Below are 25674 nucleotides of genomic sequence, written 5' to 3' on the forward strand. Positions count from 1 at the left end.
TCGATTGGGTAATTCCGGAAATCTCCGGTAAAGTTTCGGAGGTTGACGGGCCCATAGCTCAGGCGGTTAGAGCGCTTCACTGATAATGAAGAGGTCCCAGGTTCAAGTCCTGGTGGGCCCACTCCTCAACTCAATATTTCCCTCACGGGGCCTTAGCTCAGTTGGTAGAGCGCCTGCTTTGCAAGCAGGATGTCAGGAGTTCGAATCTCCTAGGCTCCACACTGTGTTGAGACAGTTCGAGAAGGCCCCGCTTCGTGCGGGGCCTTCTCGTTTCTGCCGAGGTTCTTGTTCGGTCGATCTCGCGGGGCGCACTCTCTTCCACAGGTGTTAACAACCCTGTTAACAACCCCGGATCGCCTCTCGGCACCGGTCATCAGGGGTGTCAATAACGACGCGGCGGCACCGGATCCGTCGACTCCGGGTTCCCTGGATGCGTGACGGTACGATCGCGGCATGAGCTCATCGGTGCGCACGACGGAATCCTCCACCCGCCGAAAGCGGTGGGTCGTGCGTCGCCGCGCCGTGCTGCTCATGAGCCTGTTCGTGATCCCGTTCGCGATCTCGGCGCTGCTCAACAGCTACGGACCGCTCACTGCCGACAGCGCGATCCGGATGGCATTCGCGACCGTCGCTGGGCAGACGGTAGCGATCGGCGGCGCGGTGGCCGCCCTCGTGATCACGGTGGTCTCTCGCCGCAGCATCCCCGGCGTCATCTTCTTCGCCCTCGTCGCGGTCGTCGTGACGATGTACGCACTCACGGTCATGGGCAGCGCCGGCGAGCTGCTGCTCGATCGGCTCGACCTGGTGGCCGAGACCGCGCGACTGAACTGACCCCTGATTCCACAGGTGTGGATGGATCTGTTAACAACTCGGAAGGCCTAAGAAAAGCAAGGGCCCCCGATGTTCAGGGCCGGTATGTCGACCTCTGTGCCATGGCGGCGGCCGGTTCGCAACCCCCCTTCTCAGGTCGGCAGGCCCGGCGTAGCGTGCCCGGCATGAGCGACGCGAAGACGATGATCCAGACAGAGGTGGTCTTCGACGGGACGAGTTATCTGCTCGCCCAGGACCAGGATGTCGGAGACCTCCGACATCGCATCGAAGACGCCGCGAGGATCGGCGGCACCTTCGTGGATGTCGTCGTCGTCGGCAACCGGGCAGTGAGTGTTCTGATCACGCCCACGACCCGAGTCGCCATCAGCGTGTCGACCGTGGCGTACGACCCCCGCGACACGGGGGACATCGACTTCCCCTACAGCGGGTACTACGACGTGCTCTGAGATCCGCGACTCAGGCGTGCCGCGCGGCCGCGAGGGCCTCAGCCGCGTCGTGGAGGCACTCGATGAACGCCGCGCAGATCGTGTTCTCATCTGCGCGGATCGGTCTGGCGGCCATGAGGCTGGTGGTCGGCGACCCGGCGAGTGGGATCACGGCGATCGACGGCGGAACCACCTGTCGCACGGACTCGGGCAGGATGCTCGCGCCGACGCCGGCCGCGACGAAACCGAGCGCCGTCTCCTGATGCACGACCTCCTCGGCGATGCGCATCGCACCCGGGTCGAGACCCAGAACCTCGTGCACCCGGTCGACGTAGCCCGGCATGAGAGATCGGGGATAGGCGACCATCGGCACGTCGAGCACTTCCTCGGCAGTCACCTCCGTGCGCGATGCGAGGGGATGAGAGAACGGCACGCATATGACGAGCCTCTCCTCGAACACGACCTCGGTGACCAGCTCGGATGAGTTCGGGTTCGTTCGCGGGAACGCGTCTCGCACGAGGCCCACGTCGAGAGTCCCGTCGTGCAGGCGGTCGATCTGCTCGCCGGACGTGAGCGGCACGAGAGACAGCGCGACGCGGTCGCGACGCGACCGGAACAGCCTCACCACCTCGGGGAGCACCGTATAGTTCGCCGAGCTCACGAAACCGGCGGTGAGTTGGCCGGCGAAACCGTCGACGTAATCGCGCATCTCGGTACGCACGGCGTCGACCTCGTCGAGGATCCTCCGTGCGCGCTCCTGCAGGTGCCGCCCGGCCGGTGTCAGAGTGACGCGTCGGGTGCTGCGGTCGAAGAGCGGCAGACCGACCTCTCGCTCGAGACGACCGATCTGCACGCTCAGAGGCGGCTGCGACATGTGCAGCCGGCGGGCCGCGCGTCCGAAGTGGAGCTCGTCCGCGACCGCCATGAAGTAGCGCAGCTGACGGAGTTCCATCTCGGAACGATACGTGCGGTGTATTACCGCGGCGTTACGCGCGCATTGCGAGCAAATCGCTATCAATTCGGGGAGGAAAACGTATTTGACCTGGGTTTGTCCTCGGGCGTTATCTGGACGAAGTACGTGATGGAGGGATCAGCACCATGACCGCACCCCGGGTCGCAGCATGAGCGTGCATGTCGCCCTGTTCCACGTGCGCACCCGCCGTCAGGCGCCCGCAGCCGACTACCAGATGCTTCTGGACAGCCTCAACGCCTCAGCCGTCGCGGCGATCGAGCGGTCGGGCTGGACGGCGTCCCTGCACGCCGCCGGCGAAGCGCCGGAAGCGCAGTTGCGGCGGGCATCCCGCGAGGCGGATGTCCTCGTGCTTCTGGGAGGAGACGACATCGAGCCGTTGCTCTACGGTCAGTCCGACCGGCGTCCGCAGCGCACGGCCTACCAGCGTCGCGCCGACCGAACGCAGATAGCTGTCGTCATGGAGGCGGTTCGATCGAGGCGCCCCCTGCTCGGGGTGTGCCGGGGGATGCAGCTGATGAACGTCGCGCTGGGCGGAACGCTCCACCAGCACGTCGGGGGACACCGCAGTGCGGGACCGGACCCTTTCGTCGCGACTGACCTGAACGACCTCCGTGCCGTGTCACCGCGGCTTCGGCAGCCTCTGCTCTGCACCCACCATCAGGCGGTGGACGAGCTCGGGCGAGGGCTGCGCGCCATCGCCCATTCCCGCAACGGCGTCGTCGAGGCGGTCGAGCACGAGTCGCTTCCGTTCCTGGGCGTCCAGTGGCATCCGGAGCATCCGTCCATTCCCTCGGATCAGTTCACCGAGCTGTTGCGGATCGTCCATACGAGAGGGGCGACGCTCGAACCGGTTGCCGCAGCGCACGCTGCCGGGCCCCTGGAGGTCACGCGACCGATCTTGCCGTCCATTCGCAGGCGGGGCGCAGCCGTGCGGCACTGATGACGCTGCGGAGACGATGCTGCGGACGCGTACGGGGGATAGCGCTCAGATCTTCGGTCCGCGGATGATCCGCACCGGTCCGCGGGCCTCGCGGATGCTCACGGGTCGGCCCTTCTGAGTGACCACGATCTCGTCATGGTCGGCGAGCTCGGCCGCCACTCGACGCACGTCAGGCATGAGCGAGCGCCAGATCTCGCCGCCGACGGTGCGGGCGACGTCGCTCGGACAGATCGATGACTGCTCGCGCTTTCGAGTGAGAGATCGGATCGTCGCCGCGATGCGTTCGTCGAACGCGCCGCCCGTGCGGTCCTCCCACCACGGTGCTCCACGCTCGCCGAGCGCCGTCTTCGCGTCATGCACCCGACGCCTCGCGTCGACCTCGGAGGACTTCACCGCTCGTCGCGCCGCCATCAGCTCGTCGACCAACTCCTGACGGAACCCTTCGGGGATCGAGGGATCGGTGGCCCGCCAGCGTCGGCCGTCGATGATGAGGTGGTGACCGTCGGGTGTGCGCTCGGGAGCAGGCTTCTCGTCGGGTGGTGTGCTGCTGTCGGATGCCATGCGAGCAGTCTGCCTCCGCCGACCCGACCGCCCCAGGGTCTTGACGAAGTCGGATGGGGCGGGCAGGTCAGGCGCTGCGGGGCCTGACCGGTGATGGATTCCCGGTCGAGCGCCGCTCGATGAGCCGCATCGGAAGCACGACGTTCTCGACCGGCCGCGAGCGATCGCTCAGTCGGGCGACCGCGAGCCGCGCGGCCTGCCTTCCGAGAGATTCGACATCGCCGGTCACGACGCTGACGCCGAGCACCCGAGCCCACTCGGGTTCGTCGAAGCCGATCACCGAGGGCCGCGGGGCATCGTCACCGGGAGCGACCTCCTCCATCACACCGAGCAGGATGCGGTTGTTCCCCGCGACGACCGCGGTGGGCGGGTCATCGAGCGTCAGAAGCTCACGCATGCACTCGCGTGACGACGGCACGTCGTGCGCATCGGTGCGCAGCAGATCGCGCCATTGCGCCCCTTCGCCGTCGAGCACGTCGCCCATGCCGGCGAGACGCTGTCGGTACGTGGGAAGCCACGCGTAGTCTCCGATGAACGCGATGCGGCGGTGACCGGCGTCGATCAGGTGCCGCGCCGCGAGTCGTCCGCCCTCGCGGTTGTCGAAGACGACGGAGTCGGCCGCGAGATTCTCGGCAGGTCGATCGACGAAGACGACCGGGATTCCCCTCGCCTGCAGCTGCGAGTACTCGGAGTGGTCGGGCATCGCCGAGACGGTGATGACCGCCTTGGTCTGCCTGTCGGCGAGGTCATGGGCGACGCGCTGCTCCTGTTCGGCGGACTCGCGGGAGTTCGCGACCGACAGGTGCATGCCGTGCGTGCGGATCTCGTCTTCGATCGCGTGGGCGAGGGCCGAGTAGAACGGGTTCGTGAAGTCTCCGGTGATGAGCCCGATCGAGTCGGCGAGCCGGCCGCTCGCCAGCAGACTCGCGGCGGCATTGCGCTGGTAGTCGAGTTCGGATGCGGCGGCGAGCACGCTGGCGAGGGTCTTCGCGCTGACGTAGGACTCGCCGCCGAGCGCACGCGACGCCGTCTTCAGGCTCACGCCCGCACGCGCGGCGACCTGAGCGAGGGTCGGGCGGGGCGCGGCGGCGCCTGCGTCGGTTCGGTTCATGCGTCCCCTCATCCCCTTCCCGTTCGGCCGGATAGCTCATTATCGCCGGTACGTCTTCGCCCACGACTCTTCCCTGCATCCCGCACGCTGTGATAGCGTCCTCATCATATGACAGCGATGTCATATCGTCACGCGGTCCGAGACGGCCCGCGACAGACAGACGACACACTGCAGTGGAGTTCAGAGGAGCAACCATGAGGGTCCCCAGCCCCAGGAACGCACGATCCGCCCGCCGCTCGTGGGCGGCAGCCGGCGTCGCCGCCACGGTCGGCCTGGCCATGCTGACGCCGATCTCGGCAACGGCAGCGGCAGGCGAGACGACGTTCGCGTCGTCGTTCGAAGCCGCTGACACGGCTCCCGCTCTCGTGGGTACGGGCGAGGCCCTCAACGTCACCGGAAGCCGCTTCACGCCGGGCAGCGTGCTCGGCAACGTGACCGCCGTGACCGCCTCGGCACAGAACACGCCCAACGAGGCCGCCGCATTCGTCGCAGACGGCAACTCGTCGTCGAAGTGGCTGGCGTTCACGAACACGGCATGGGTGCAGTACCAGCTCGCAGCGCCCCAGCCGATGACGAGCTACACGCTCACCTCGGGCAACGACGAGCCCGACCGCGACCCGAAGGACTTCCGGGTGCAGGGGTCGACGAACGGCACCGACTGGGTGACCGTCGACGAGCGCAGCGGAGAGCTGTTCTCCGGCCGCGGCGAGACGCGCACCTTCACACTTGCGACTCCGAGCACCGAGTACCTCTACTACCGTCTCGACGTGCTCGCCACGAAGACCCCGAGCAAGAACATCGTGCAGCTCGCGGGGTGGGAACCGATCGCCGTGGCCGGTGCGACGCCCGAGGCGTCCGACCTGATGCTGCAGATCGGCAACGGCCCCACGAGCTCCGACACCGCCAAGACCGGTGTGGGCTTCACCGGCACCAAGGCGCTGCAGTACGTCGGCCGGCACCTCGATGCCGGACCCGCATCGTCGACGAGCGTGCTCTACGACGGCGTCGACATCGCGGTCGAGGGCGACAGCGAGCTGTCGTACCTCGTCTTTCCCGTGCTCGACGGCGAGCAGACCTACGCCGCCACCTTCGTCGCTGTCGATCTCACATTCGACGACGGCACCCGGCTCTCGACCAGCGGCGCTGTCGACTCGTACGGCTACGGGGCGAATGCACGGCAGCAGGGCCAGGCCAACGTGCTCTGGCCGAATCAGTGGAACAAGGTCACCGTCGATCTCGGTCAGTTCGCGGGGCGCACCGTCGATGACATCGTCTTCAGCTACGACCACCCGGGCACCGATGTGAAGGGCGTCGAGGTTCCCACGGGCGCCACGGCCTTCAGCGGCTGGCTCGACGACGTCGCGATCGGCGCGGCAGAGCAGCGCGACGACACCGACGGACTCGTGTCGTACGTCGACACGCGCCGAGGCACCAACTCGACCGGTGGTTTCTCGCGCGGCAACAACCTTCCCGCGACCGCCTGGCCGAACGGCTTCAACTTCATCACCCCGATGACCAACGCCGACAACGTCGGGACGATCTACCAGTACCAGCGGGCGAACAACGCGCAGAACCTGCCTGCCCTCAACGGCATCGGATTCTCGCACCAGCCGAGCATCTGGATGGGAGACCGCAACCAGATCGCGGTGCTGCCCGCGGCGAACGGCAACCCCACCTCGTCTCTCAACGATCGCAGGCTCACGTTCCACCACGAGAACGAGACCGCTCGGCCGGACATCTACTCGGTCGACTTCGACAACGGCATCCGGACCGACGTCACGGCAACCGACCACGGCGCGATCTACCGCTTCGAGTTCACCGGCGACACGAGCTCGATCCTCATCGATCAGCTCGTGAACTCGTCGAAGCTGACGATCAGCGGCGACACGGTGTCGGGGTGGGTCGACGGCGGATCCGGATGGCCCGGACGCACGCGCATGTTCGTGTACGGCACGTTCGACAGGGAGCCGGCCACGGCCGGAGCGACCACCCAGGGCGACCGCAACGGCACAGCTCGCTACGCGGCCTTCGACACAACGACCGACCGCACCGTAGAGCTTCGGCTCTCGTCGTCGTTCATCTCGCAGGACCAGGCGGAGAAGAACCACGAGTTCGAGCTCGCCGGAGTCTCGTTCGACCAGGCGCACGCCGCCGTGCGTGACGCATGGAACGACCGCCTCGGTGTGGTGCACGACGTGGTCGGCGCGAGCGACACCCAGCTCGTCACCCTGTACTCGAGCCTCTACCGCCTGAACCTGTACCCGAACTCGCAGTTCGAGAACACCGGAACAGAGGCGAACCCGGTCTACAAGTACGCGAGCCCCGTATCGGCGACGACCGGAGCCGCATCCGACACCCACACGAACGCCAAGATCGTCGACGGCAAGATCTACGTCAACAACGGCTTCTGGGACACCTACCGCACGGCGTGGCCGCTCTATTCGCTGCTGTACCCCGACGTCACGGAAGAACTGGTCGACGGTTTCGTGCAGCAGTATCGCGACGGCGGCTGGGTCGCGCGGTGGTCGTCTCCCGGCTATGCCGATCTGATGACGGGAACGAGTTCCGACGTCGCCTTCGCCGACGCGTACCTCGCGGGTGCGCTCACGACCGACACGGCACTCGAGGCGTACGACGCCGCGGTGAAGAACGCCACGGTGCTCCCGGCATCCAATGCCGTGGGACGAAAGGGCCTCGCGCAGTCGATCTTCCTCGGGTACACCGAGGAGACCACGCACGAGAGTGCATCGTGGGGTCTCGAGGGGTACATCAACGACTTCGGCATCGCCGAGATGGCCAAGGCGCTCTCCGAAGACCCGAACACGCCTGCAGACCGTGTCGAGCAGCTGAAGGAGGAGGCGACGTACTTCGAGGCCCGTGCCGAGCACTACGTCGAGATGTACAACCCCGAGGCAGGTACCTTCACCTCGCGCAACGCCGACGGCTCCTGGACGTCGGGTGCGGACTTCGACAAGAAGGCTTGGGGCGGTGCCTTCACCGAGGCGAGCGCCTGGACCTTCGGCTTCCACGCCCCGCACGACGTCGACGGACTCGCCGCCCTCTACGGAGGACGCCAGGAGCTCGTCGACGTGATGCACGAGTTCCTCACCGTGCGTGAGAAGGCCGACTACTCCGGCATCCACGAGGCGCGCGAGGCGCGAGACGTGCGGCTCGGGATGCTGGGGATGTCGAACCAGATCGCCCACCACATCCCCTACGTGCTCGCCGAAGCCGGCGACCCGTCGGGGGCGCAGGAGCTGATCCGCGACATCCAGGACCGACTCTTCGTCGGATCGGACATCGGACAGGGGTACCCGGGTGACGAGGACAACGGGGAGTTCTCGGCCTGGTACGTGTTCTCGGCACTCGGCTTCTACCCGCTGGAGGTGGGCTCGGGCGACTACACGATCGGCACCCCGCTGTTCGACAGCGCGACGCTGTCGCTCGGCGACTCCGACCTCGTGATCAACGCCGCGGGCGCATCGTCCGGCAAGGACTACGTGGCAGGCGTCAGCATCAACGGCACGCCCATCGACCAGACGACCTTCGACGGAGATCTGCTGCGCTCGGGCGGCACGCTCGACTTCACGATGAGCGCAGACCCCTCGGCGTGGGGCGCGAAGGCCCTCGACGAGGACCTCGAGATCCCGACCACCCTGGTCGATGCGACCAAGCCGGGCCGTGGCACCCTCGCAGCATCCGACGGCACTCCCGTCGGATCGCTCGTCGACGACAACATGAACTCGACCGTGACATTCGCAGGCGACACCGCCGAGCTCGTCTGGACCTCGCAGTCGGGGCCCGTCTCGATCGGCCAGTACACGCTGACGAGTGCGGCGAAGGGCAGCGCGCCGTCGAGCTGGACGCTCTCCGGCTCGATCGACGGCACCACCTGGACCGAGCTCGACAGTCGAGAGGGCGAGACCTTCACGTGGGACTCGCAGACCCGGCCGTTCACGGCGAAGGGCACAGGCGGCTACACGAGCGTCAAGCTGACGGCGAAGACCGGCGGCCCCGCACTGTCGCTGTCGGAGGTCGAGCTGTTCGCCTCCGCGTCCTCGGCGGACGGACTCTCCGTCGCGGCGGGCGCTCCGCAGCGGGTGGCGGTGGACACCGAGTTCACCGGCTCGCTCGCGACGGTCGTCGGCACGGAGACGGATGCATCGGGCTACGACGTCACGGTCGACTACGGCGACGGCGTGGAGGTCACGGACGTGGCGTTGACCCGCGATGCGCTGGGCGGATGGAAGGTGAGCGCTCCGCACACCTTCACCGCTCCCGGCACCTACTCGGCCGTGGTGACGGTGCGCGACTCGAACGGCGCGATGGCGCAGGCCACAGCCACCGTCACGGCCTTCCGCGACGAGACGTTCGTCGGAGCATTCAACAACGTCTGCATCGGCGATCTGGGAGTCACCGCGGCGAACTGCGATTCGCAGGGCCACGGGTACTTCCGCGACAAGATCAACGCCGACGGCTTCGTTCAGGGCGAGACCCTCACCGTGCCGGGCACGACGCTGACGTACGACCTCCCGGCCGTGCCGGCGGGCGCACCGGACAACATCACGGGCGAAGGACAGGACGTGCGTGTGTCGCTCGGCTCCGGTGCGACGCAGATCGCGTTCGTCGGCACCGCGACCGAGAGCAACCGAGACTCCGAGGCGACGCTGCACTTCAGCGACGGCACAGAGCAGAAGGTGATGATCAGCCTGGGCGACTGGGTCGGAGCATCCGGAAACCCCTACAAGGGCAACACCGTGCTCACGGTCTCCGAAGGGCGACTCTCGGGAACCGGCGCCGAGTCGAGCGTGAAGAACACGGCGATCTACGCGACGGCCCCGATCACCCTCGCGGTGGACGGAGCCGGTGCACCGAAGATTGTCGAATCGATCACGATGCCGAAGGAGCCGGGACAGCTCAACGACGGCCGCGTGCACATCTTCGCGCTCGCCTCCGACGGCGACCGCTCGGCGACCGCCGACCTCACGGTCACCGCGGGCACGGTGGGCGGTCAGATCACCGGTGAGGAGTTCGACGCCGATCTGGCGACGATCGCCGGTGGCGCCGGTGAGACGTCGGCGATCGTCAACTGGGGCGACGGATCACCCGTCGCGCATGTCGAGGTCGTCGACGGCGCGATCACCGGAACGCACACCTATGCCAAGGCCGGCACCTACACGGTCACGATCACGGCGGACGACGGTGTGAAGTCCGCCGACGCGCAGCTGCAGATCGCGGTGGTCGATCCCGAGCCCGAGTACGCACCTGAGATCCAGGCACCCGCTCAGGCGGAACCCGGAGAGACGGTCACGATCACGGGCACCGGCTTCGCGGCAGGAGAGAACGTCGCGATCCGCATCGACGCCGAGGAACCCGTGATCGTGGAGGCCGGGCAGGATGGCGAGATCAGCGGCGACATCGTCGTGCCGTCGGATGCCGTCGACGGGGATCACCCCGTGGTCGCCCTCGGTGACGTGTCGAAGGTAGAGGCGAGGGCATCGCTCCTGGTCGTCGGCGATCCGTCTGCTCCGAAGAACACCTCGGTGACGCTGGCCTCGGGGTCGGACGACCCGGTCGCGGGCGAATCGATCCCGTTGATCGCCATCGTGAAGCCCTCGGCTGCCGCCGGCACGGTCGAGTTCCTCGAAGGCGACCAGATCGTCGGATCGGCGAGCGTCTCGGCCGGCACCGCCACGGCCGATGTCACCATCGCGACCTCGGGCGAGCACACCCTCGTCGCACGGTTCGTCCCCTCCGACCCCGGCGCCTTCCGCCCGTCGGAGTCGGCGCCCCTCACGATCGACGTGCGGAGCACGCCGGTGCTCGACGCCGAGCTCGTGCTCGGAGCGAGCAGCGTGGTCCAGGGCGGAAGCCTCGAGATCACGGGTCGCGGGTTCGGTGCGGGCGAGGTCGTCACGATCACGCTCCACTCCGAGCCGATCCGACTGGGTCAGGCGACCGCCGACGGAACGGGCGCCTTCCGCATCCAGGTGACGGTGCCCGCGAACGCGGAGGTGGGTGCCCACACGCTCATCGCCGTCGGCGCAGCATCCGATCTGAGTGCGCAAGCGCCCCTCACGGTCACGGCTGCGGCTTCCGCAGGCGGCGGACTCGCCGGCACCGGAGGCGTCGTCCCGGTCGCCGCGATCGTGGTGCTCCTCCTGCTCCTCGCCGCAGGTGGCGTGCTGGTGATGCGCCGACAGCGCGTGGAGGCGTAGCCCCTGCCCCACTCCCCCAGAAAAAGAGAGGCCGTCCACCCCGTCCCCGGGGGTGGGCGGCCTCTGTCGTCAGAATGCCTCTGTCGTCAGACGGCTCTGAGATCGTGCGGCGCGAGGTTCAGCCGCTCGCATCCGTCAGCGGTCACGACGACGATGTCCTCGATGCGCGCACCCCACTCCCCTGCGAAGTAGATGCCGGGCTCGATGCTGAACGCCATGCCCTCGCGCAGCACGAGGTCGTTGCCCGGTGCGATGTACGGCTCTTCGTGCACCGAGACGCCGATGCCGTGACCGGTGCGGTGCAGGAACGCCTCGCCGAGCCCGGCGTCCGCCAGGACCTGTCGAGCGGCGGCATCCACCTCCTGCGCCGTCGCGCCGGGGCGAGCGGCGTCGACGGCCGCCTGCTGCGCGCGCACGAGCACGGCGATACGCTCGGCGGCGTCAACGTCGGGCGTCCCGACGACGTACGTCCTGGTGCTGTCGGAGTTGTACCCGCTGGGCACCGCTCCCCCGATGTCGACGACCACGATGTCGCCGTCGTCGATCATCCGGTCCGACACCTCGTGATGCGGGTCGGCGCCGTTCGGACCCGAGCCGACGATCACGAACTCGACCGTGCGGTGGCCCTCGGCGACGATCGCCTCGGCGATGTCGGCGGCCACCTCTCGCTCGGTGCGCCCGGCGCGCAGCCACTCCGGGACGCGCCGGTGCACGGCGTCGATCGCCGCGCCGGCCTTTCGCAGCTCGGCGATCTCGTCGGCATCCTTGACCATGCGGCTCTCGCGCAGCACGGGCGTCGCGAGCTCGACGCGCACGCCGATCCGCTCGGCGAGAGGGACGACGTGCAGGGCGGGGAGCGCATCGGAGACCCCGACGCGGGTGACCGTGCCGAGGGCAGCAGCCACGAGGTCGTACGGTTTCTCGCCGTCCACCCAGTCGGACACCGCGATACCGAGCTCACCGACAGCGGTGCTGCGCACCTTCGCGAGCTCCATCCGCGGCACGATGATCCTGGGCGCGAACCCCGGTCCGAGAACGAGTGCGGTCAGTCGCTCGATCGTGTCGCCCTCGACGCCGACCAGATACTGCAGATCGGGGCCAGGGCCCACGATGACGGCGTCGAGGCCGCCGGCAGCGGCGAGGGATGCTGCGCGCTCGAGTCGGGCGGCGTAGACGGAGGCGGGGAACGGCGGTGTGCTCACGGCATCCACGCTACTGCTCGGGCCGCCGCCCGGGATAGGCGACTCAGCTGACGGCGAGGCGGATGCGGTCGGCGAGCACAGCGCGGTTGGCGGCAGTGAGGTCGAGCAGCGCGTACGCGGTCGGCCACATGGTGCCGTCGTCGAGGTTCGAGATCGGCTCGAAGCCGAAGGTGCCGTAACGGACCTTGAACTTGCTCGCCGGCTGGAAGAAGCAGAGCACCTTGCCGTCCTTGCCCCACGCCGGCATGCCGTAATACGTACGCGGCATTAGTTCGGGGGCGACCTCGGTCACGAGGGCGTGCAGCGCCAGCGAGAGCTCGCGATCCTTCTCGTCGGGAAGCTTCGCGACGGCTGCCTCGAGGTCGGCGACTCCCTCGGCACGGGCCTCCTCCGGCGTCTTCTTCGCCCGCGAGCGTGACTTGCGCTTGTCTGCAGCAGCCTCCTTCATGGCTTCTCGTTCTTCGGCACTGAAGTTCTTCTCATTGTCAGCCATGGCCGACTCCTTTCACGGGGTGAACTGCGATGTTGCTCACACTACGGATGCCGCGGTCCGCTGTGCTTCTCGATTCCTGACCGATGTGCGAGCGGCTCGCGGACACAGGTGGCGTGGGCGCATCGGCGTGGCGTTAGTGTGAGGTCATGGACATGCGGGTCGCGGCATACGCGGTCGTCACCGATGACGACGGACGCATACTTCTGGCGCGCTGGATCGAGGGACGCCGGGTCGCGTGGACCATGCCCGGCGGCGGTCTGGAGCCCGGCGAGGCTCCGGAGGACGCGGTCCGACGGGAGCTCCGTGAGGAGACCGGCTACACCGTCAAGGTCGGCGAGCTGCTCGGCATCCATTCGCGAGTGATCCCGGCAGGTCAGCGCGTGACCCCATCAGATCAGCCGCTGCACACGCTTCGCATCGTCTACCGGGCGACGGTCAGCGGAGGAAAGCTGAGCTTCGAGACCGACGGCTCCACCGACATGGCCGAGTGGTTCACGCGCAAGTCGGTCGCCGAGCTGCAGCGCGTCAAGCTCGTCGACATCGCGCTGCGGATGGCCGGAATCCTCTGACGAGAGCGCGCGACGGAGGTCAGTCGCGGGGCTCTTCGGGCACCGAGATGTCGGCGACGGTCGCGCCGTAGGCCGAGATCAGGTCGTCGGCGTCGACGAAGAGGCTGTACCCGTGTGCTCCGGCACCCATCGCGATGCGCTGGCCCACGATGGACTCGTCCGCGAACACGGGCCAGTCGGTGGTGCTGCCGATCGGGACGATCGTGCCGCGCTCGTAGCCGGTCGCCGCGAGGGCGAGATCGGGCTCGGGCAGACGGAGCTTGTTGACACCGACGACCGCACGCAGCTTGGGCCACGAGATCGACCGGCCGCCTGGAACCAGCGCGAACAAGTAGGTGTCGTCGGATCGCTTGACGACGAGCGTCTTCACGATCCCGGAGGGAAGGATGCCGAGCAGCTCCGCGGCCTCGAAGAGACTGCGAGCGGCGGGCCGCTCGCGGATCTCGATGTCGAGGCCGCGTGAAGCCGCGGCATCCCTCACCCGAGCATGGAGATCACCCGGCTCAGCGGCCGGGGACTCCGATGTCGAGGTCACGCGTCGGGAGCGGAGAGCGGGTCGTCTGCGACCCAGAGCTCGTCATCGGCGCGCAGTGCCTGCCAGGCGGCGTAGAGGACGCCTGCGGCCGCGGCGACTCCGAGGATCAGGGCGATGACCGAACCGACGCTCGGACCCTTGGGCTCGGGCTGGGTGGCCTTCTTGACCTTTTTGACGACACCCTCGCGCTTGGCGTTCGCGATGTCCCACGCGGTGAGCGCGGTGCCGACGACACCGCCGACGATCGGGACGACCTTGTCATCGACGACGTGGTGGCCGAAGCGCACCCCGCGGTCGACGACCGGCGCGACGCGACGGTTGTAGGTGTCCTGCACGACAGGACCGACCTGCTCGCGGCCGAAGTGGCCGAGCTGGCGTCCGGCCTCGCGGGCGACGTCGGCGGCGTGGCCGACCAGGACCTGCTGGTTCTCCCACAGCTGGTTAGCGTCGGCCTGAAGACGACGCAGTTCCTTCTTCCGCTTGCGGCTGATGCTCACGATGCTCTCCTGTCGATTGGAGTACGGGTTCCCCATCTTGCCACGCGACCCTGGATGGGGGGAGGGAATCGCCGAACCCTTGCGCCGAGGGCTGAACAGCGATAGTGGCGGGCCAACTCATGGGAAGCTCTGCGAGAATGAGTGCATGGCTCACGCTTCTCATGTCGCAACCCTGCACACCAACCACGGTGACATCGTCATCAACCTCTTCGGCGATCACGCTCCGAAGACGGTCAAGAACTTCGTCGGCCTGGCCGACGGCACCCAGTCCTGGACCGACCCCGCCACCGGCAAGCCGGGCGAGGGCGCGCTCTACTCGGACGTCATCTTCCACCGCATCATCCCGAACTTCATGATCCAGGGCGGCGACCCGCTCGGACAGGGCGTCGGCGGCCCCGGCTACAACTTCGACGACGAGATCAACATGGAGCTCAACTTCAACGAGCCCTACATCCTCGCCATGGCCAACGCGGGCCTGCGTCGCAACGCCATCACCGGCAAGGCCGAAGGCACCAACGGCTCGCAGTTCTTCATCACGACCGATCCCACCCCCTGGCTCCAGGGAAAGCACACGATCTTCGGCGAGGTCGCCGATGACGCCTCCAAGGCCGTCGTCGACGCCATCGCCGCCGTGCCGACCGCAGCGGGCGACCGCCCGATCGAGCCGGTCGTGCTGCAGTCGATCGACATCGTCGCGGCCTGACGCCGACGCTGGCCGATCCGGATGACGACGCCTGAGTTCGCGGACAACCGCGACAACTTCTGCTACCGGCATCCGGATCGGCAGAGCTTCGTGCTCTGCCAGCGGTGCCTGCGCACCATCTGCCCCGAGTGCCAGACCCAGGCAGCCGTCGGGGTCATCTGCCCCGAGTGCATGGCCGCAGAGCGCAAGAACCGCACCCCCGCCCAGAAGAAGGCCGAGCGCCGCTGGGGCGGGCGCAACACCGCGACAGCCACCGTGCGCAGCGGCCGGCCGATGGTCACCTATGTGCTGCTGGCGGTCACGTCGTTCATCGGGCTGCTTCAGCTGATTCCCGGTGTCGGCGATCTCATCACGCAGCAGCTGCTGTTCGCCCCGAGGTACCTGTACCCCGATCTCTCGCTCCTTCCCTTCGAGCCATGGAGACTTCTCACCGCTGTCTTCGCCCACGGCGGGTTCCTGCATCTCGCGCTGAACATGCTCGCCCTGTGGATGCTGGGGCAGAGCCTCGAGCCCATGCTCGGTCGGGTGCGATTCCTGTCGCTCTACCTGATCAGCGGCCTCGGCGGCTCGGTCGCGCTCGCCGTGCTCGACCCGTCGGGCGCCACAGTCGGCGCCTCTGGAGCGGTCTTCGGCCTGATGGCCGCCCTGCTCATCATCGGCCGACACATCGGCGCGAACGTGACCGGGATCCTGGTGATCCTCGGCATCAACTTCGTCATCGGCTTCGTGTTCCAACAGAACATCGCCTGGCAGGCGCACCTCGGCGGTGTGATCGTCGGTGCGCTCGTCGCCTTCATCCTCACCCGCACTCGACGCCGAGAGCAGCGAACACTGCAGATCGTGCTGCTCGCAGCGGTCGTCGTGACACTGGTTCTGATCGTCGCCTTCCTGCCTCCGTTCCTGATCGCGACGGTTTACTCCTGATCAAGGGTTGTTAACAGGGTTGTTAACGGGTGTGAATAACATCTGTGTAATTCTCCCCATGTTGGGGATAACCTGTGGATAACTCTCGGTCGACGGAACAGAGAAGGCCCCTCTCGCCGAGACGAGAGGGGCCTTCTGACGAAGAGGGGCGGGCGTCAGCGCCAGCGCGTGGTCATGAGGAAGCCGATCAGGGCGATGCCCAAGCCGATCGCGAGGTTCCAATTGTCGAGACCCGGAATCGGGAACTGCATGCCCGAGATGTAGAACACGAGGATCCACGCCAGACCCAGCAGCATGAAGCCGACCATCACCGGCTTGAACCACACGGCGTTGGGTGCGGCTTCGCCTTCGCTGCGCGGAGCTTCGGGTTCTTCGGTCTTGCGGTCGCGTGCCATTCCCACAGTGTACCCAAAAGACCTATAACCCACGGAAAATCAGGCGACCACGGCTGGACTTCAGGTCAGCGGGATAGGATCGCGCCATGACTGCATCCGTCGTCTCGGGGGAGCGACGTGCACACCGCCGCCGCCCTCGATCGCGCGCCACTTTCACGAGCGTGCTCGGTGAGCTCCTGCTCACCGCAGGTGTGCTTGTGCTCCTGTTCGTCGCGTGGCAGATGTGGATCGGCGACATCATCATCAGCGCTCAGAAGAACGACGAGGGCGCAGCGGTCTCGCAGGAGTGGGCGAGCGGACCCACGCCCGAGCTGCCCCCCGTCGTCGAGACCGACGACGGAACGACGATCTACGAGCCGGTGATCCCGGCGCCTCCGGCCGACACCCAGCTGCTGGGCCAGATGCACGTGCCTCGATTCGGATCCGAGTACAACGTCGGGATCTACGGCGGCACCAGCCGTGCCCGTACGCTCGACAAGCTCGGCATCGGCGTCTACACGGACTCGAAGATGCCCGGCGAGGTCGGCAACTTCGCCATGGCCGGCCACCGCACCACCTGGGGAAAGCCCTTCAACCAGCTCGACAAGCTGCAGGTCGGCGACGCGATCGTCGTCGAGACACCCGACGGGTGGTTCACCTACCGCTTCCGCACCCTCGAGTATGTCAAGCCGACCCAGACCGAGGTCCTCCTCGACGTCCCGCAGATGCCCGGAGTCGAGACCGGCGAGAAGTACATCACGCTGACCGCCTGCTCCCCGCTCTACTCGCTTGCCGAGCGCATCGTCGCCTACGGGGTGTACGAGAGCTTCCAGCCCCGTGCCGAGGGTCCGCCCGCGGCCCTCACCGACCCGCCCCCTCCGCCGGCTGCGCCGTCGATCTAGCCGAACGGAACGAGACGACCCATGTACGCCGCACTCTGGCGCCTGCTGCCCGGTCCGTGGTGGCTCAAGCTGTTCTTCCTGCTCGTCCTGATCGCTGCTGTGCTCTACGGACTGTTCTGGTTCGTGTTCCCCTGGGTGAGCCCCCTCATCACGCCGGGTGAGGTCGACCTCGAATGATCCGCGTGCTCGTCGTGGACAATCACGACAGCTTCGTGCACACCCTCGTCGGGTACCTCCGCGAGCTCGGCGCCGACGTGACGCTGATAGAAGCGGATGCCACGGACGCCGCCGGACTCGATGAGCTGCTCCCCGGGTTCGACGCCCTCATGCTCTCGCCAGGACCCGGCAGACCCGCGGATGCCGGAGCGTCGCTCGACGCGGTTCGCATCGCAGCGCGACTCCGGATGCCGCTGCTGGGCGTGTGCCTCGGGCACCAGGCGATCGGCGAGGCGTTCGGCACCCCGGTGACGGAGGCCCCCGAGCTGATGCACGGGATGGTCTCGCGGGTCACCCACGACGGGTCGGCGCTGTTCGCCGGCATACCCTCACCGTTCGATGTCGGACGCTACCATTCGCTCGCGGTGGCCGCGTCGGCGCTCCCGGACGACGTGATCGTCACCGCGCGCACCGAGAGCGGAACCGTCATGGCGCTCGCCCATACCGACCTGCCGATCCTCGGCGTGCAGTTCCACCCCGAGAGCGTGCTCACCGAGGGCGGCTACCGGCTGCTCGCGAACTGGCTCGAGCTGTGCGGCGACGAGGACGCCGTGGCGCGCTCCGTCGGCCTGAATCCGCTGTCGCGGCCCGATCAGCCCGCGGCGACGCAGTAGCGCAGCTCGACCGTCGAGCCGATCGCCACGTCACCGGGGGCGGCCGACATCGACGCCACGGTGGGTGGGTTCGTCGGCGCGCAGTCCGTCAGCTCGACGGGGCTCGCGGTCAGACCGATGCGTTCGAGTTCGGCCTGGGCGGCCTCCATCGTCCAGCCGGTGACGTCCGTCAGCGTGACGCGACCGCTCGCGACCACGAGGTTCACGACCGTCTTCGGTGCGACCTCGCTCTCGGCGGTCTCGCTGGCCTCCATGACGGTCTCGGCCGCCAGGCCCTTGTCGTTTCGTTGTATCACGGTGCCGAGTTGGAGCCCGGCGGCGGCCAGAGCATCCTTGGCAGCGGAGAGCGACAGCCCCTCCAACACCGGGACCACAACCGTCTCCTTGCCCGACGACACGTAGACCGTGACCGAATCGCCCTCGCTGACGGCTGTGCCGCCCTCGGGATCGGTGCGGATCACGTTGCCCTCGACGATGTCGCTGCTCGACTCGAGCACGAGCTTGGCTGTGAGGTCGAGTCTGCCGAGGTCTTCCTGAGCGCGCTCGGATGAGACGTTGACGAGATCCGGCACGACACGTGAGCTCGAGGGAATCTCGTCGGGGCGCATGCTGATCGTCCAGACCCAGAACAGCACGGACGCCAGCAGCACGGCCAGCAGCGCGACACCGGCCCAGATCCACGCGACGGGCGGACCGGACTGCGTGCGCGCCATGGTCGTGTCGGTGCTCAGCTGCCGCAGCGAGCGGGCGGTCTCCTGCGCCGCACGCGGGCTGGGGCCGTAGAGCTCGCTCGTGAGAGCACCGAGCTCCTTGCGGCTCGGCGCCTGACCCGAGACCGCGGAGTCCAGCGCGGCGCGGAAGTGCGCAGCATCCGGATACCGCTGGTAAGGGTCCTTCGCGAGTGCGCGCAGCACGATCGGGTCGAGGGCCCCGGGAGAGTCCTCGTTCACCTCGGTCGGCGGGACCGGGGTCTCGCTGACATGCTGGTAGGCGACGGCCACGGGGGATTCGCCGCGGAACGGCTGGCGTCCTGTGAGCAGCTCATAGAGCACGACACCGGTCGAGTAGAGGTCGGCCCGTGCGTCGACGGGCTCGCCCTTGGCCTGCTCGGGCGAGAAGTACGCGGCGGTGCCGATGATCTGCGTGGTCTCGGCGACCGTGGACGACGAGTCGGACACGGCTCGGGCGATGCCGAAGTCCATGACCTTGACCTGGCCCTTGTCGGTGACCATGACGTTGCCCGGCTTGATGTCGCGGTGCACGACGCCCGCGCGGTGCGAGTAGTCGAGGGCCTCGAGGATGCCGTCGACGTAGCGAACGGCGTCTTCGACGGGCACGGGGCCCTTCGCGATGATGTCCTTCAGCAGCGTGCCGCTGATCAGCTCCATCACGATGTACGGAGGCTCATCCGTGCTGCTGTCGGTGGTCGACGGGTCGCCCGCGTCGTATACCCGCACGATCGAGGGGTGGGACATGCGGGAGGCCGACTGCGCCTCCAGACGGAAGCGCGTGCGGAACGCGGTATCGCGGGCGAGCTCGGGGTCGAGGATCTTGATGGCGACGGCGCGGCCGAGGGTCAGGTCGTACCCGCGGTACACCTTCGCCATGCCGCCGTGCCCGATGAGCTCGTCGACGCGGTAGCGACCCGCGAGAACGCGTTGCTCTGTCGACACGTACTGACCCCCTGATACGACCTGATGAATTGTCCCAGACTACGTTGCGCGCGGCGGATCAGCCTTCGTCATCGCCGCCGTCGACCGGAGTGGCGGGCAGGATGATCACGCCCTGCATGGAGTCCGACGGTTCGGACGGCATGTCGCTTCCGCAGAAGACGCGGTACGTGGCTGTGATGCTCTGCCCCGCGGTGCCGGGGATGATCTGCGTCGACAGCACGCTCGGACCGAAGCTGCGGATGGACTCGCCGGGATTGCCGCCCGAGAACGTCGCATTGGTCAGCGTCACCTCGAAGGCGGATCGCGCAGGAGTGCCGGACGGGCACTCGAAGCTCGGCCAGTTGAGCGTGACGGGAACACCCTCGGTCGCGGTGCCCGCGATGGTCGGGGTTCCGGTCGGCTTGCCGACCTGGACCTGCTCCTTGTACGTCGTGAGGGTGAGCAGCGTGCCCTCGGGCACGTTCCCGCCGGGCATGACCGACTCGACGGTCCCGACCTGGTTGGCGCTCGGGGCGACGGTGTTGCCGACGACGCACTCGGCCTGCAGACCTGCGTTGACCGCAGCCGCGCGCGCTGCCTCGCACTGCATGCCCTCGAGGCCCAGGGCATCGACGTCGACCTGCTCGGGCTCCTGCGTCGGCGTCTCGGACGGCGTCGGCTTCGGCGTCTGGCTGGTCGTCGTCGAATCGGTCGGCTTCGGGTCGCCGTCGCCCTGGTTCATCAGCGCGAAGACCGTTCCGCCGAGCACGATGACCAGCAGGGCGATGAGAGCGATGAGCGGCCACGTCCACGGGCTGCGCTTCTTCTTCTCGCCGTCCTCCGGGGCCTCTTCTCCGGTGGGGAGCTGAGCCGTGGTGGGGAGGATGCGCGTCGTGCCGTCGTCGCCCGAGGCCGTGAGCAGCCGGGTGGCGTCGTCGGAGGCGACACCGCCGGTCGCGATGGCAGGGACGGCGATCGCCGCGGAGTTCAGGTCGCCGCGTCGCAGGGCCTGGGCGGCGCGTGCCACCGTGGCGGACGAGGACGGACGATCGGCCGGCTTCTTGGCGATCATCGCCATGACGAGGTTCTGCACCGGGATCGGCACGGTCGGCGGCAGCGGCGGAGGCTGCTCGTTGATCTGAGCCATCGCGATCGCGACCTGCGACTCACCGGTGAACGGACGCTTGCCCGCGAGGCACTCGTACGCGACGATTCCCAGCGAGTAGGTGTCGGTCGCGGGGGAGGCCGGGTGTCCCGACGCCTGCTCCGGCGAGAGGTACTGCACAGTTCCCATGACCTGGCCGGTGGCCGTCAGCGGCACCTGGTCGGCGATGCGGGCGATGCCGAAGTCGGTGATCTTCACGCGTCCGTCGGGCGTGATCAGCAGGTTTCCCGGCTTGATGTCGCGGTGAACGAGACCGGCCGCGTGGGCGGCCTGCAGTGCGGATGCCGTCTGGGCGACGATGTCGAGCGTCTTGTCGGCGCTCAGGGCGCCGTCGCGTTCGAGAACGGTCGACAGGGCCTCGCCGGGCACGAGCTCCATGACGAGGTAGGCGCTGCCGTTCTCCTCGCCGTAGTCGAAGACGCTCGCGATGCCCTCATGGTTGACGAGTGCGGCATGGCGCGCTTCAGCGCGGAACCGCTCGAGGAACCCGGGGTCCCCCATGTACTCGTCCTTGAGGATCTTGATCGCGACGGTGCGTCCGATGACGTGATCCGTCGCCTCCCACACCTCGCCCATGCCGCCGATCGCAATACGCGACTGCAGCTCGTAGCGACCACCGAACGACACACCCTGCGTCGGTCTCATCTGCCCAGCACCGCCTCTATGACCTTCTTTGCAATCGGAGCGGCGATGGTGTCGCCGGATCCTAACTGCCCTTGTCCACCGCCGTCTTCGACGAGGACCGCTACTGCCACCTCGGGGTCGTCCGCCGGCGCGAAGCCGGTGAACCACAACGTGTAAGGCTTGTTCCCGTTCTCGGTCGTGCCGGTCTTTCCCGCCACATCGACCCCGTCTATTCTTGCACCCTGCGCAGCCCCGTTCGAGACGCTGGCGACCATGGATGCCGTGATCTGATCCGCGATCGTCCCATCGAACGCACGACCGAACTCGGAGTCGTCGTCGGCCCTGACCACCGAGAGGTCGTTGCCGATCACGGTGTCGACCAGACGGGGGTTCATGACGACGCCGTCATTGGCGATTCCGGCCGCGACCATCGCGATCTGCAGCGGCGTCGCGGTGACCTGTCCCTGGCCGAATCCGGTGAGCGCGGTCTGTGCGTCGTCGAGTGCCCGAGGGTAGCTCGACGGCGTCGATTCCAGCGGCGTCGAGAAGCTCGTGTTGAAGCCGAACTTCTCGGCCATCGCGCGGATCGCGTCGTCGCCCAGCTCGACGGCGAGCTCGGCCATCGGGATGTTGCAGCTCAGCCGGATCGCCTCGGAGATCGTCACGGTGTCGCCGCTGCCGCATGTGCCGCCCCAGGCGTTCGACACCGTGTTGCTGGATCCGGGGAGTGTGTAGCGCGCGGGGTTCGGCAGGGTCGAGTCGGGCGTCCAGTTGCCGGACTCGTATGCTGCGGCAGCCACGACGAGCTTGAACGTCGACCCCGGAGGGTTGAGGTCGCCGGCGATCGCCCGGTTCGACAGAGGCTTGGCGGGGTCGTCGACGAGTTGATCGTAGGTCGCGTTCGCAGCATCCGCGTCGTGGGTCGCGAGCTGGTTCGTGTCGAACCCGGGGGTCGAGACCATCGCGAGGATGCGTCCGGTCTTCGGCTCGATCGCCACGACCGCGCCGTTGAGTCCGTCGAGGGCCTGGTACGCCGCGGTCTGCGCCGCCGTGTCGAGTGACAGCTCGACGCTGAATCCGCTCTGCGGCTGGCCCGACAGGATCCGCTCGATCTCGGCGAAGAATGCGCTCGACCCGGTACCCGAGAGGTCGGCGTTCATGGCCCGTTCGATGCCGGTGGCCGACTGCAGAGCCGGGTTGAAGTACCCGGTCACGGGCGCCCACACGGAGGCATCCGTGTAGACGCGCTGGAACTGGTACTTGTCATCCGACGGGGTCGACGAGGCGATCGCGACGTCGTCGACGATGATCGATCCACGCTGGATCTCGTAGCTGTCGAGCAGTGTGCGGCGGTTGTTGGGGTTCTGCGCGAGGGAATCGGCTTCGACGACCTGGATCCAGCTGGTCGCCGCGAAGAGCGAGATGAACATGAACAGCATCACGATGCTGAGACGGCGGAGTTCTTTCGTCATGTCAGCCGATCACCGCCCTGGGTTGGCTGCGGACGCCGTCGGAGATGCGCAGCAGGATCGCGACGATCAGCCAGTTCGCCACGAGCGAGGACCCACCGGCGGCGAGGAAGGGGGTGGTCAGACCGGTGAGGGGGATGACCCGGGTCACGCCACCGACCATGATGAACACCTGCAGGGCGATCGTGAACGAGAGGCCGATGCCGAGCAGCTTGCCGAAGTCGTCCTGACCCGCGAGCCCGATCCGCACTCCGCGGCTCACGAACACCATGTAGAGGCAGAGGATGGCGAAGAGCCCGATCAGCCCGATCTCCTCGCCGAGGCTCGTGATGATGTAGTCGCTGTGCGCGAGCGGTGTGACGTCGGGGCGCCCCTGGCCCCACCCGGTGCCGAGCAGGCCGCCGTGCGCGAGACCGAACAGACCCTGCATGGGCTGGAATCCGGCGTTGTCGGGGTCGACCTTGTCGGGGTCGAAGAGGAACAGCCAGTTCGTGAAGCGACCCTGCACGTAGCTGAGGATCTGGGTCGCGACCGCGACGCCGGCGGCGACGAGACCCAGACCGATGAGCACCCAGCTGGTCTTGCCTGTGGCGACGTAGAGCATCGCGACGAACATCCCGAAGATGAGCGTTCCGGTGCCGAGGTCACGCTGGATCACGATGATGCCCAGCGAGATGGCCCACACCACGAGCACCGGCCCGAGCTCGCGCATGCGCGGCCAGGTGATGCCGAGGAACTTCGTGCCGACAGACGTCAGGCTCTCCCTTGTGCGCACCAGATAGCCGGCGAAGAAGATCGCGAGACAGATCTTCGCGAGCTCACCCGGCTGGAAGGCGAACATGCCGCCGAGCGACACCCACACCGCGGCGTTCGCGTCGGGGATGCGGAGTCCCGGCACGAACGGCAGCAGGAGCAGCAGGATGCCGGAGAGACCGAAGATGTACGTGTACCGGAACAGCACACGGTAGTTGCGCAGCATGATCACGACGGTGATCGCGCCGGCCAGCGAGATGGCGGTCCAGGCGAGCTGCTTCGTCGAGTACGCGTTCCAGCCCGTGAGGGACTTCGCGATGTCGATGCGGTAGATCATCGCGATGCCGAGGCCCGTGAGCAGGGTAGCGATGGGCAGCAGGAAAGGGTCGGCGGCTGAGGCGACCGCCCGCAGCACGAAGTGGACGGCGAAGGCGAGAACGGCCAGGCCGCCGCCGATCGCGAGGATCATCGGGTCGATCAGGCCGAGTGCGCCGAGCTGCACGAGGGTGAGGGCCGCGCCGCTGATCGCGACGGCGAAGAGGAGCAGCCAGAACTCGCGGTTGCGCTGCGTCTGCGGCATCCGCATGCGCTTGAGCGCCTTGATGACGCTGGTGTCCGCCGTGACGTCGGTGGTCATCCTGCGTCCTCCGTCGGGGTCGGCAGGGGAGTGGGCAGCGGGGTCTCGCCGATGACGCGGTCCGCGCCGGCCTGCAGCCTCGCGACGATAGCCTCGGCGTCGGAGAACGAACGGGCGGTGATCGTGCGCTCGACCGAATCGCGCTGATACGGAGGCAGGTTCGCGAGCAGGATGTCGGTGTCGCGGAGTGGAGTGGACAGGCTGATCGGGCCGATGTTCTGCTGCACACCCTGGTAGATCACGACGCTGTCCTCGTCGGCGCCGACGAAGTAGCGGGTCTGCGTCCAGCTGTAGGCGGCGAAAGCGGCGAAGGCGAGCATCGCGAGGACGACCAGCATCCCGGCGATCCATCCGAAGCGGCGACGCTTGGCGCGCCGGCGATCCTCTTCGATGAGCTCCTCGAGGTACTCGGGAGCGGGTTCGAAGTGGCTGGGCTCGTTCGCGGCCTGACGCACCGGGTGCAGCCAGTTGCCGCGCGGCGCGCGCACCGGCGGCACCGTGACGTTGGCGGGGTTCGACGCCGAGCCGACGATCGTCGCAGTACCCGAGTGCATGGCGTGCTGGCCGCCCACCTCGACGAGGACGATGGTGACGTTGTCGGGTGCTCCGCCGTCGAGAGCCTGCTTCAGCAGGTTGTCGGCCGTGCGCCCCGGGGCCATGCCCATGCGCATCGCCTTGAGGATGTGCGCCTCGTCGACGACTCCCGAGAGGCCGTCGGAGCAGAGCAGCCAGCGGTCGCCCGGCTGGGTGTGCATGACGAACATGTCGAGCTCCGGATCGGCATCCATGTCGCTGAGCACGCGCATGAGCACCGAACGGCGCGGGTGGTATCGAGCCTCTTCGGGGGTGATGCGCCCCGAGTCGACGAGTCGCTGCACGAAGGTGTGGTCGGCGGTGATCTGTGTCACCGCGTCGTCACGGTAGAGGTAGATGCGCGAGTCGCCGATGTGCCCGATGACCGCGTAGTCGTCGACCATGATGATCGCGCTCAGCGTGGTGCCCAGGCCCGCGAGCTCTGGGCGGTCCTTCGCGGCGCGGATCAGATCGCCGGCAGCCGTGGTCGCCGCGGCCTGCAGTGAGGCCTGCGCGTCTTCGACCGACGTGTACGGCTGATCGAGCGGCTCCATCCGGTGGATCGCGATGCTCGAGGCGACGTCACCGCCGGCGTGACCGCCCATGCCGTCGGCGACGACGAAGAGGTTGGCGCCGGAGTACCCGGAGTCCTGGTTGTTGGAGCGGACCTTCCCGGTGTGGGAGATCGCGGCGCTCGAGCCTTCGAAGACCAT

At 67.7% G+C, this 25674-nt stretch carries 23 protein-coding genes and 2 tRNA genes; 12 read left to right on the plus strand and 13 right to left on the minus strand.

Going from position 1 to position 25674, the window contains the following annotated elements; all coding sequences use genetic code 11:
* Positions 1-47: 47 nt before the first annotated feature.
* The 4 genes from MRBLWH13_RS16035 (at position 48) to MRBLWH13_RS16050 (ending at position 1277) form a co-directional block, all read left to right on the plus strand.
* A tRNA-Ile gene (locus MRBLWH13_RS16035) sits at positions 48-121 on the plus strand.
* Positions 122-146: 25 nt separating this feature from the next.
* Positions 147-219: transfer RNA gene (locus MRBLWH13_RS16040), tRNA-Ala, on the plus strand.
* A gap of 234 nt (positions 220-453) precedes the next feature.
* Positions 454-831 (plus strand): hypothetical protein, encoded by a 378-nt coding sequence (locus MRBLWH13_RS16045; protein WP_341955918.1) that lies wholly within the window; start codon positions 454-456, stop codon positions 829-831.
* 164 nt (positions 832-995) lie between these two features.
* The gene (locus MRBLWH13_RS16050) at positions 996-1277 is read left to right on the plus strand and encodes a hypothetical protein (protein ID WP_056310949.1); all 282 of its coding nucleotides are present in this window, start codon (positions 996-998) and stop codon (positions 1275-1277) included.
* A gap of 10 nt (positions 1278-1287) precedes the next feature.
* On the opposite strand, the gene MRBLWH13_RS16055 is transcribed toward MRBLWH13_RS16050, so the two are convergent.
* Entirely contained in the window at positions 1288-2208 is a 921-nt protein-coding gene (locus tag MRBLWH13_RS16055) for a LysR substrate-binding domain-containing protein (RefSeq protein WP_341955919.1), read from the minus strand.
* Positions 2209-2377: 169 nt separating this feature from the next.
* On the opposite strand from MRBLWH13_RS16055, the gene MRBLWH13_RS16060 reads away from it, so the two are divergent.
* Positions 2378-3169: a gamma-glutamyl-gamma-aminobutyrate hydrolase family protein gene (locus MRBLWH13_RS16060; RefSeq protein WP_341955920.1), complete on the plus strand. Its 792-nt coding sequence runs from the start codon at positions 2378-2380 to the stop codon at positions 3167-3169.
* 45 nt (positions 3170-3214) lie between these two features.
* Here MRBLWH13_RS16060 and MRBLWH13_RS16065 read toward each other — a convergent pair whose 3' ends face one another.
* Both MRBLWH13_RS16065 and MRBLWH13_RS16070 read right to left on the minus strand, forming a co-directional pair.
* Entirely contained in the window at positions 3215-3730 is a 516-nt protein-coding gene (locus MRBLWH13_RS16065) for a DUF3253 domain-containing protein (RefSeq protein ID WP_341955921.1), read from the minus strand.
* 67 nt (positions 3731-3797) lie between these two features.
* Entirely contained in the window at positions 3798-4841 is a 1044-nt protein-coding gene (locus tag MRBLWH13_RS16070) for a LacI family DNA-binding transcriptional regulator (protein ID WP_341955922.1), read from the minus strand.
* A 194-nt stretch (positions 4842-5035) separates the two neighbouring features.
* Here MRBLWH13_RS16070 and MRBLWH13_RS16075 point away from each other — a divergent pair, with 194 nt between their 5' ends.
* On the plus strand, positions 5036-11059 hold the full coding sequence (locus MRBLWH13_RS16075; protein WP_341955923.1) for a GH92 family glycosyl hydrolase: 6024 nt from the start codon (positions 5036-5038) through the stop codon (positions 11057-11059).
* Between the two features lie 86 nt (positions 11060-11145).
* On the opposite strand, the gene MRBLWH13_RS16080 is transcribed toward MRBLWH13_RS16075, so the two are convergent.
* Both MRBLWH13_RS16080 and MRBLWH13_RS16085 read right to left on the minus strand, forming a co-directional pair.
* The gene (locus MRBLWH13_RS16080; protein WP_341955924.1) at positions 11146-12261 is read right to left on the minus strand and encodes a Xaa-Pro peptidase family protein; all 1116 of its coding nucleotides are present in this window, start codon (positions 12259-12261) and stop codon (positions 11146-11148) included.
* A gap of 43 nt (positions 12262-12304) precedes the next feature.
* A complete protein-coding gene (locus MRBLWH13_RS16085; RefSeq protein ID WP_341955925.1) occupies positions 12305-12754 on the minus strand; it encodes a DUF1801 domain-containing protein in 450 nt (149 codons plus the stop codon).
* Positions 12755-12900: 146 nt separating this feature from the next.
* Between MRBLWH13_RS16085 and MRBLWH13_RS16090 the strand changes: the two genes are divergently transcribed.
* Positions 12901-13323 (plus strand): NUDIX hydrolase, encoded by a 423-nt coding sequence (locus MRBLWH13_RS16090; protein ID WP_341955926.1) that lies wholly within the window; start codon positions 12901-12903, stop codon positions 13321-13323.
* 19 nt (positions 13324-13342) lie between these two features.
* Here the strand turns inward: MRBLWH13_RS16090 and MRBLWH13_RS16095 are convergent, their stop codons facing one another.
* Positions 13343-13804: a YbaK/EbsC family protein gene (locus MRBLWH13_RS16095; protein ID WP_200934001.1), complete on the minus strand. Its 462-nt coding sequence runs from the start codon at positions 13802-13804 to the stop codon at positions 13343-13345.
* A 50-nt stretch (positions 13805-13854) separates the two neighbouring features.
* The gene (locus MRBLWH13_RS16100) at positions 13855-14355 is read right to left on the minus strand and encodes a DNA helicase (RefSeq protein WP_341955927.1); all 501 of its coding nucleotides are present in this window, start codon (positions 14353-14355) and stop codon (positions 13855-13857) included.
* Between the two features lie 145 nt (positions 14356-14500).
* Between MRBLWH13_RS16100 and MRBLWH13_RS16105 the strand changes: the two genes are divergently transcribed.
* Complete coding sequence (locus tag MRBLWH13_RS16105) at positions 14501-15058, plus strand: peptidylprolyl isomerase (protein WP_056511528.1); 558 nt, start codon at positions 14501-14503, stop codon at positions 15056-15058.
* A 21-nt stretch (positions 15059-15079) separates the two neighbouring features.
* On the plus strand, positions 15080-15982 hold the full coding sequence (locus tag MRBLWH13_RS16110; RefSeq protein WP_341955928.1) for a rhomboid family intramembrane serine protease: 903 nt from the start codon (positions 15080-15082) through the stop codon (positions 15980-15982).
* A 155-nt stretch (positions 15983-16137) separates the two neighbouring features.
* Here MRBLWH13_RS16110 and MRBLWH13_RS16115 read toward each other — a convergent pair whose 3' ends face one another.
* Entirely contained in the window at positions 16138-16377 is a 240-nt protein-coding gene (locus tag MRBLWH13_RS16115; protein WP_056310927.1) for a cell division protein CrgA, read from the minus strand.
* Positions 16378-16463: 86 nt separating this feature from the next.
* Here MRBLWH13_RS16115 and MRBLWH13_RS16120 point away from each other — a divergent pair, with 86 nt between their 5' ends.
* The 3 genes from MRBLWH13_RS16120 to MRBLWH13_RS16130 are packed head-to-tail and all read left to right on the plus strand — an operon-like array spanning position 16464 to position 18088.
* Positions 16464-17258 carry a class E sortase gene (locus MRBLWH13_RS16120; RefSeq protein ID WP_341955929.1) on the plus strand — a complete coding sequence of 265 codons (795 nt, stop codon included), beginning with the start codon at positions 16464-16466 and terminating at the stop codon, positions 17256-17258.
* Positions 17259-17279: 21 nt separating this feature from the next.
* The gene (locus MRBLWH13_RS16125) at positions 17280-17435 is read left to right on the plus strand and encodes a hypothetical protein (protein ID WP_042541024.1); all 156 of its coding nucleotides are present in this window, start codon (positions 17280-17282) and stop codon (positions 17433-17435) included.
* Positions 17432-18088 (plus strand): aminodeoxychorismate/anthranilate synthase component II, encoded by a 657-nt coding sequence (locus tag MRBLWH13_RS16130; protein ID WP_341955930.1) that lies wholly within the window; start codon positions 17432-17434, stop codon positions 18086-18088. The genes MRBLWH13_RS16125 and MRBLWH13_RS16130 overlap by 4 nt, the downstream gene beginning before the upstream one ends.
* On the opposite strand, the gene pknB is transcribed toward MRBLWH13_RS16130, so the two are convergent.
* The 5 genes from pknB to MRBLWH13_RS16155 form a co-directional block, all read right to left on the minus strand.
* Positions 18067-19695: a Stk1 family PASTA domain-containing Ser/Thr kinase gene (pknB, locus tag MRBLWH13_RS16135; RefSeq protein WP_341958340.1), complete on the minus strand. Its 1629-nt coding sequence runs from the start codon at positions 19693-19695 to the stop codon at positions 18067-18069. The two genes, MRBLWH13_RS16130 and pknB, sit on opposite strands and share 22 nt — an antisense overlap.
* 124 nt (positions 19696-19819) lie before the next feature.
* Positions 19820-21550: a protein kinase gene (locus MRBLWH13_RS16140; protein ID WP_341955931.1), complete on the minus strand. Its 1731-nt coding sequence runs from the start codon at positions 21548-21550 to the stop codon at positions 19820-19822.
* Positions 21547-23001 (minus strand): penicillin-binding transpeptidase domain-containing protein, encoded by a 1455-nt coding sequence (locus MRBLWH13_RS16145; protein WP_341955932.1) that lies wholly within the window; start codon positions 22999-23001, stop codon positions 21547-21549. Before MRBLWH13_RS16145 ends, MRBLWH13_RS16140 begins: the two co-directional genes overlap by 4 nt.
* A 1-nt stretch (position 23002) precedes the next feature.
* Positions 23003-24388, minus strand: a complete 1386-nt coding sequence (locus MRBLWH13_RS16150; RefSeq protein ID WP_341955933.1) for an FtsW/RodA/SpoVE family cell cycle protein — start codon at positions 24386-24388, stop codon at positions 23003-23005.
* On the minus strand, positions 24385-25674 hold the full coding sequence (locus MRBLWH13_RS16155) for a PP2C family serine/threonine-protein phosphatase (RefSeq protein ID WP_341955934.1): 1290 nt from the start codon (positions 25672-25674) through the stop codon (positions 24385-24387). Before MRBLWH13_RS16155 ends, MRBLWH13_RS16150 begins: the two co-directional genes overlap by 4 nt.

Source organism: Microbacterium sp. LWH13-1.2, from assembly GCF_038397735.1.
Lineage (GTDB): Bacteria > Actinomycetota > Actinomycetes > Actinomycetales > Microbacteriaceae > Microbacterium.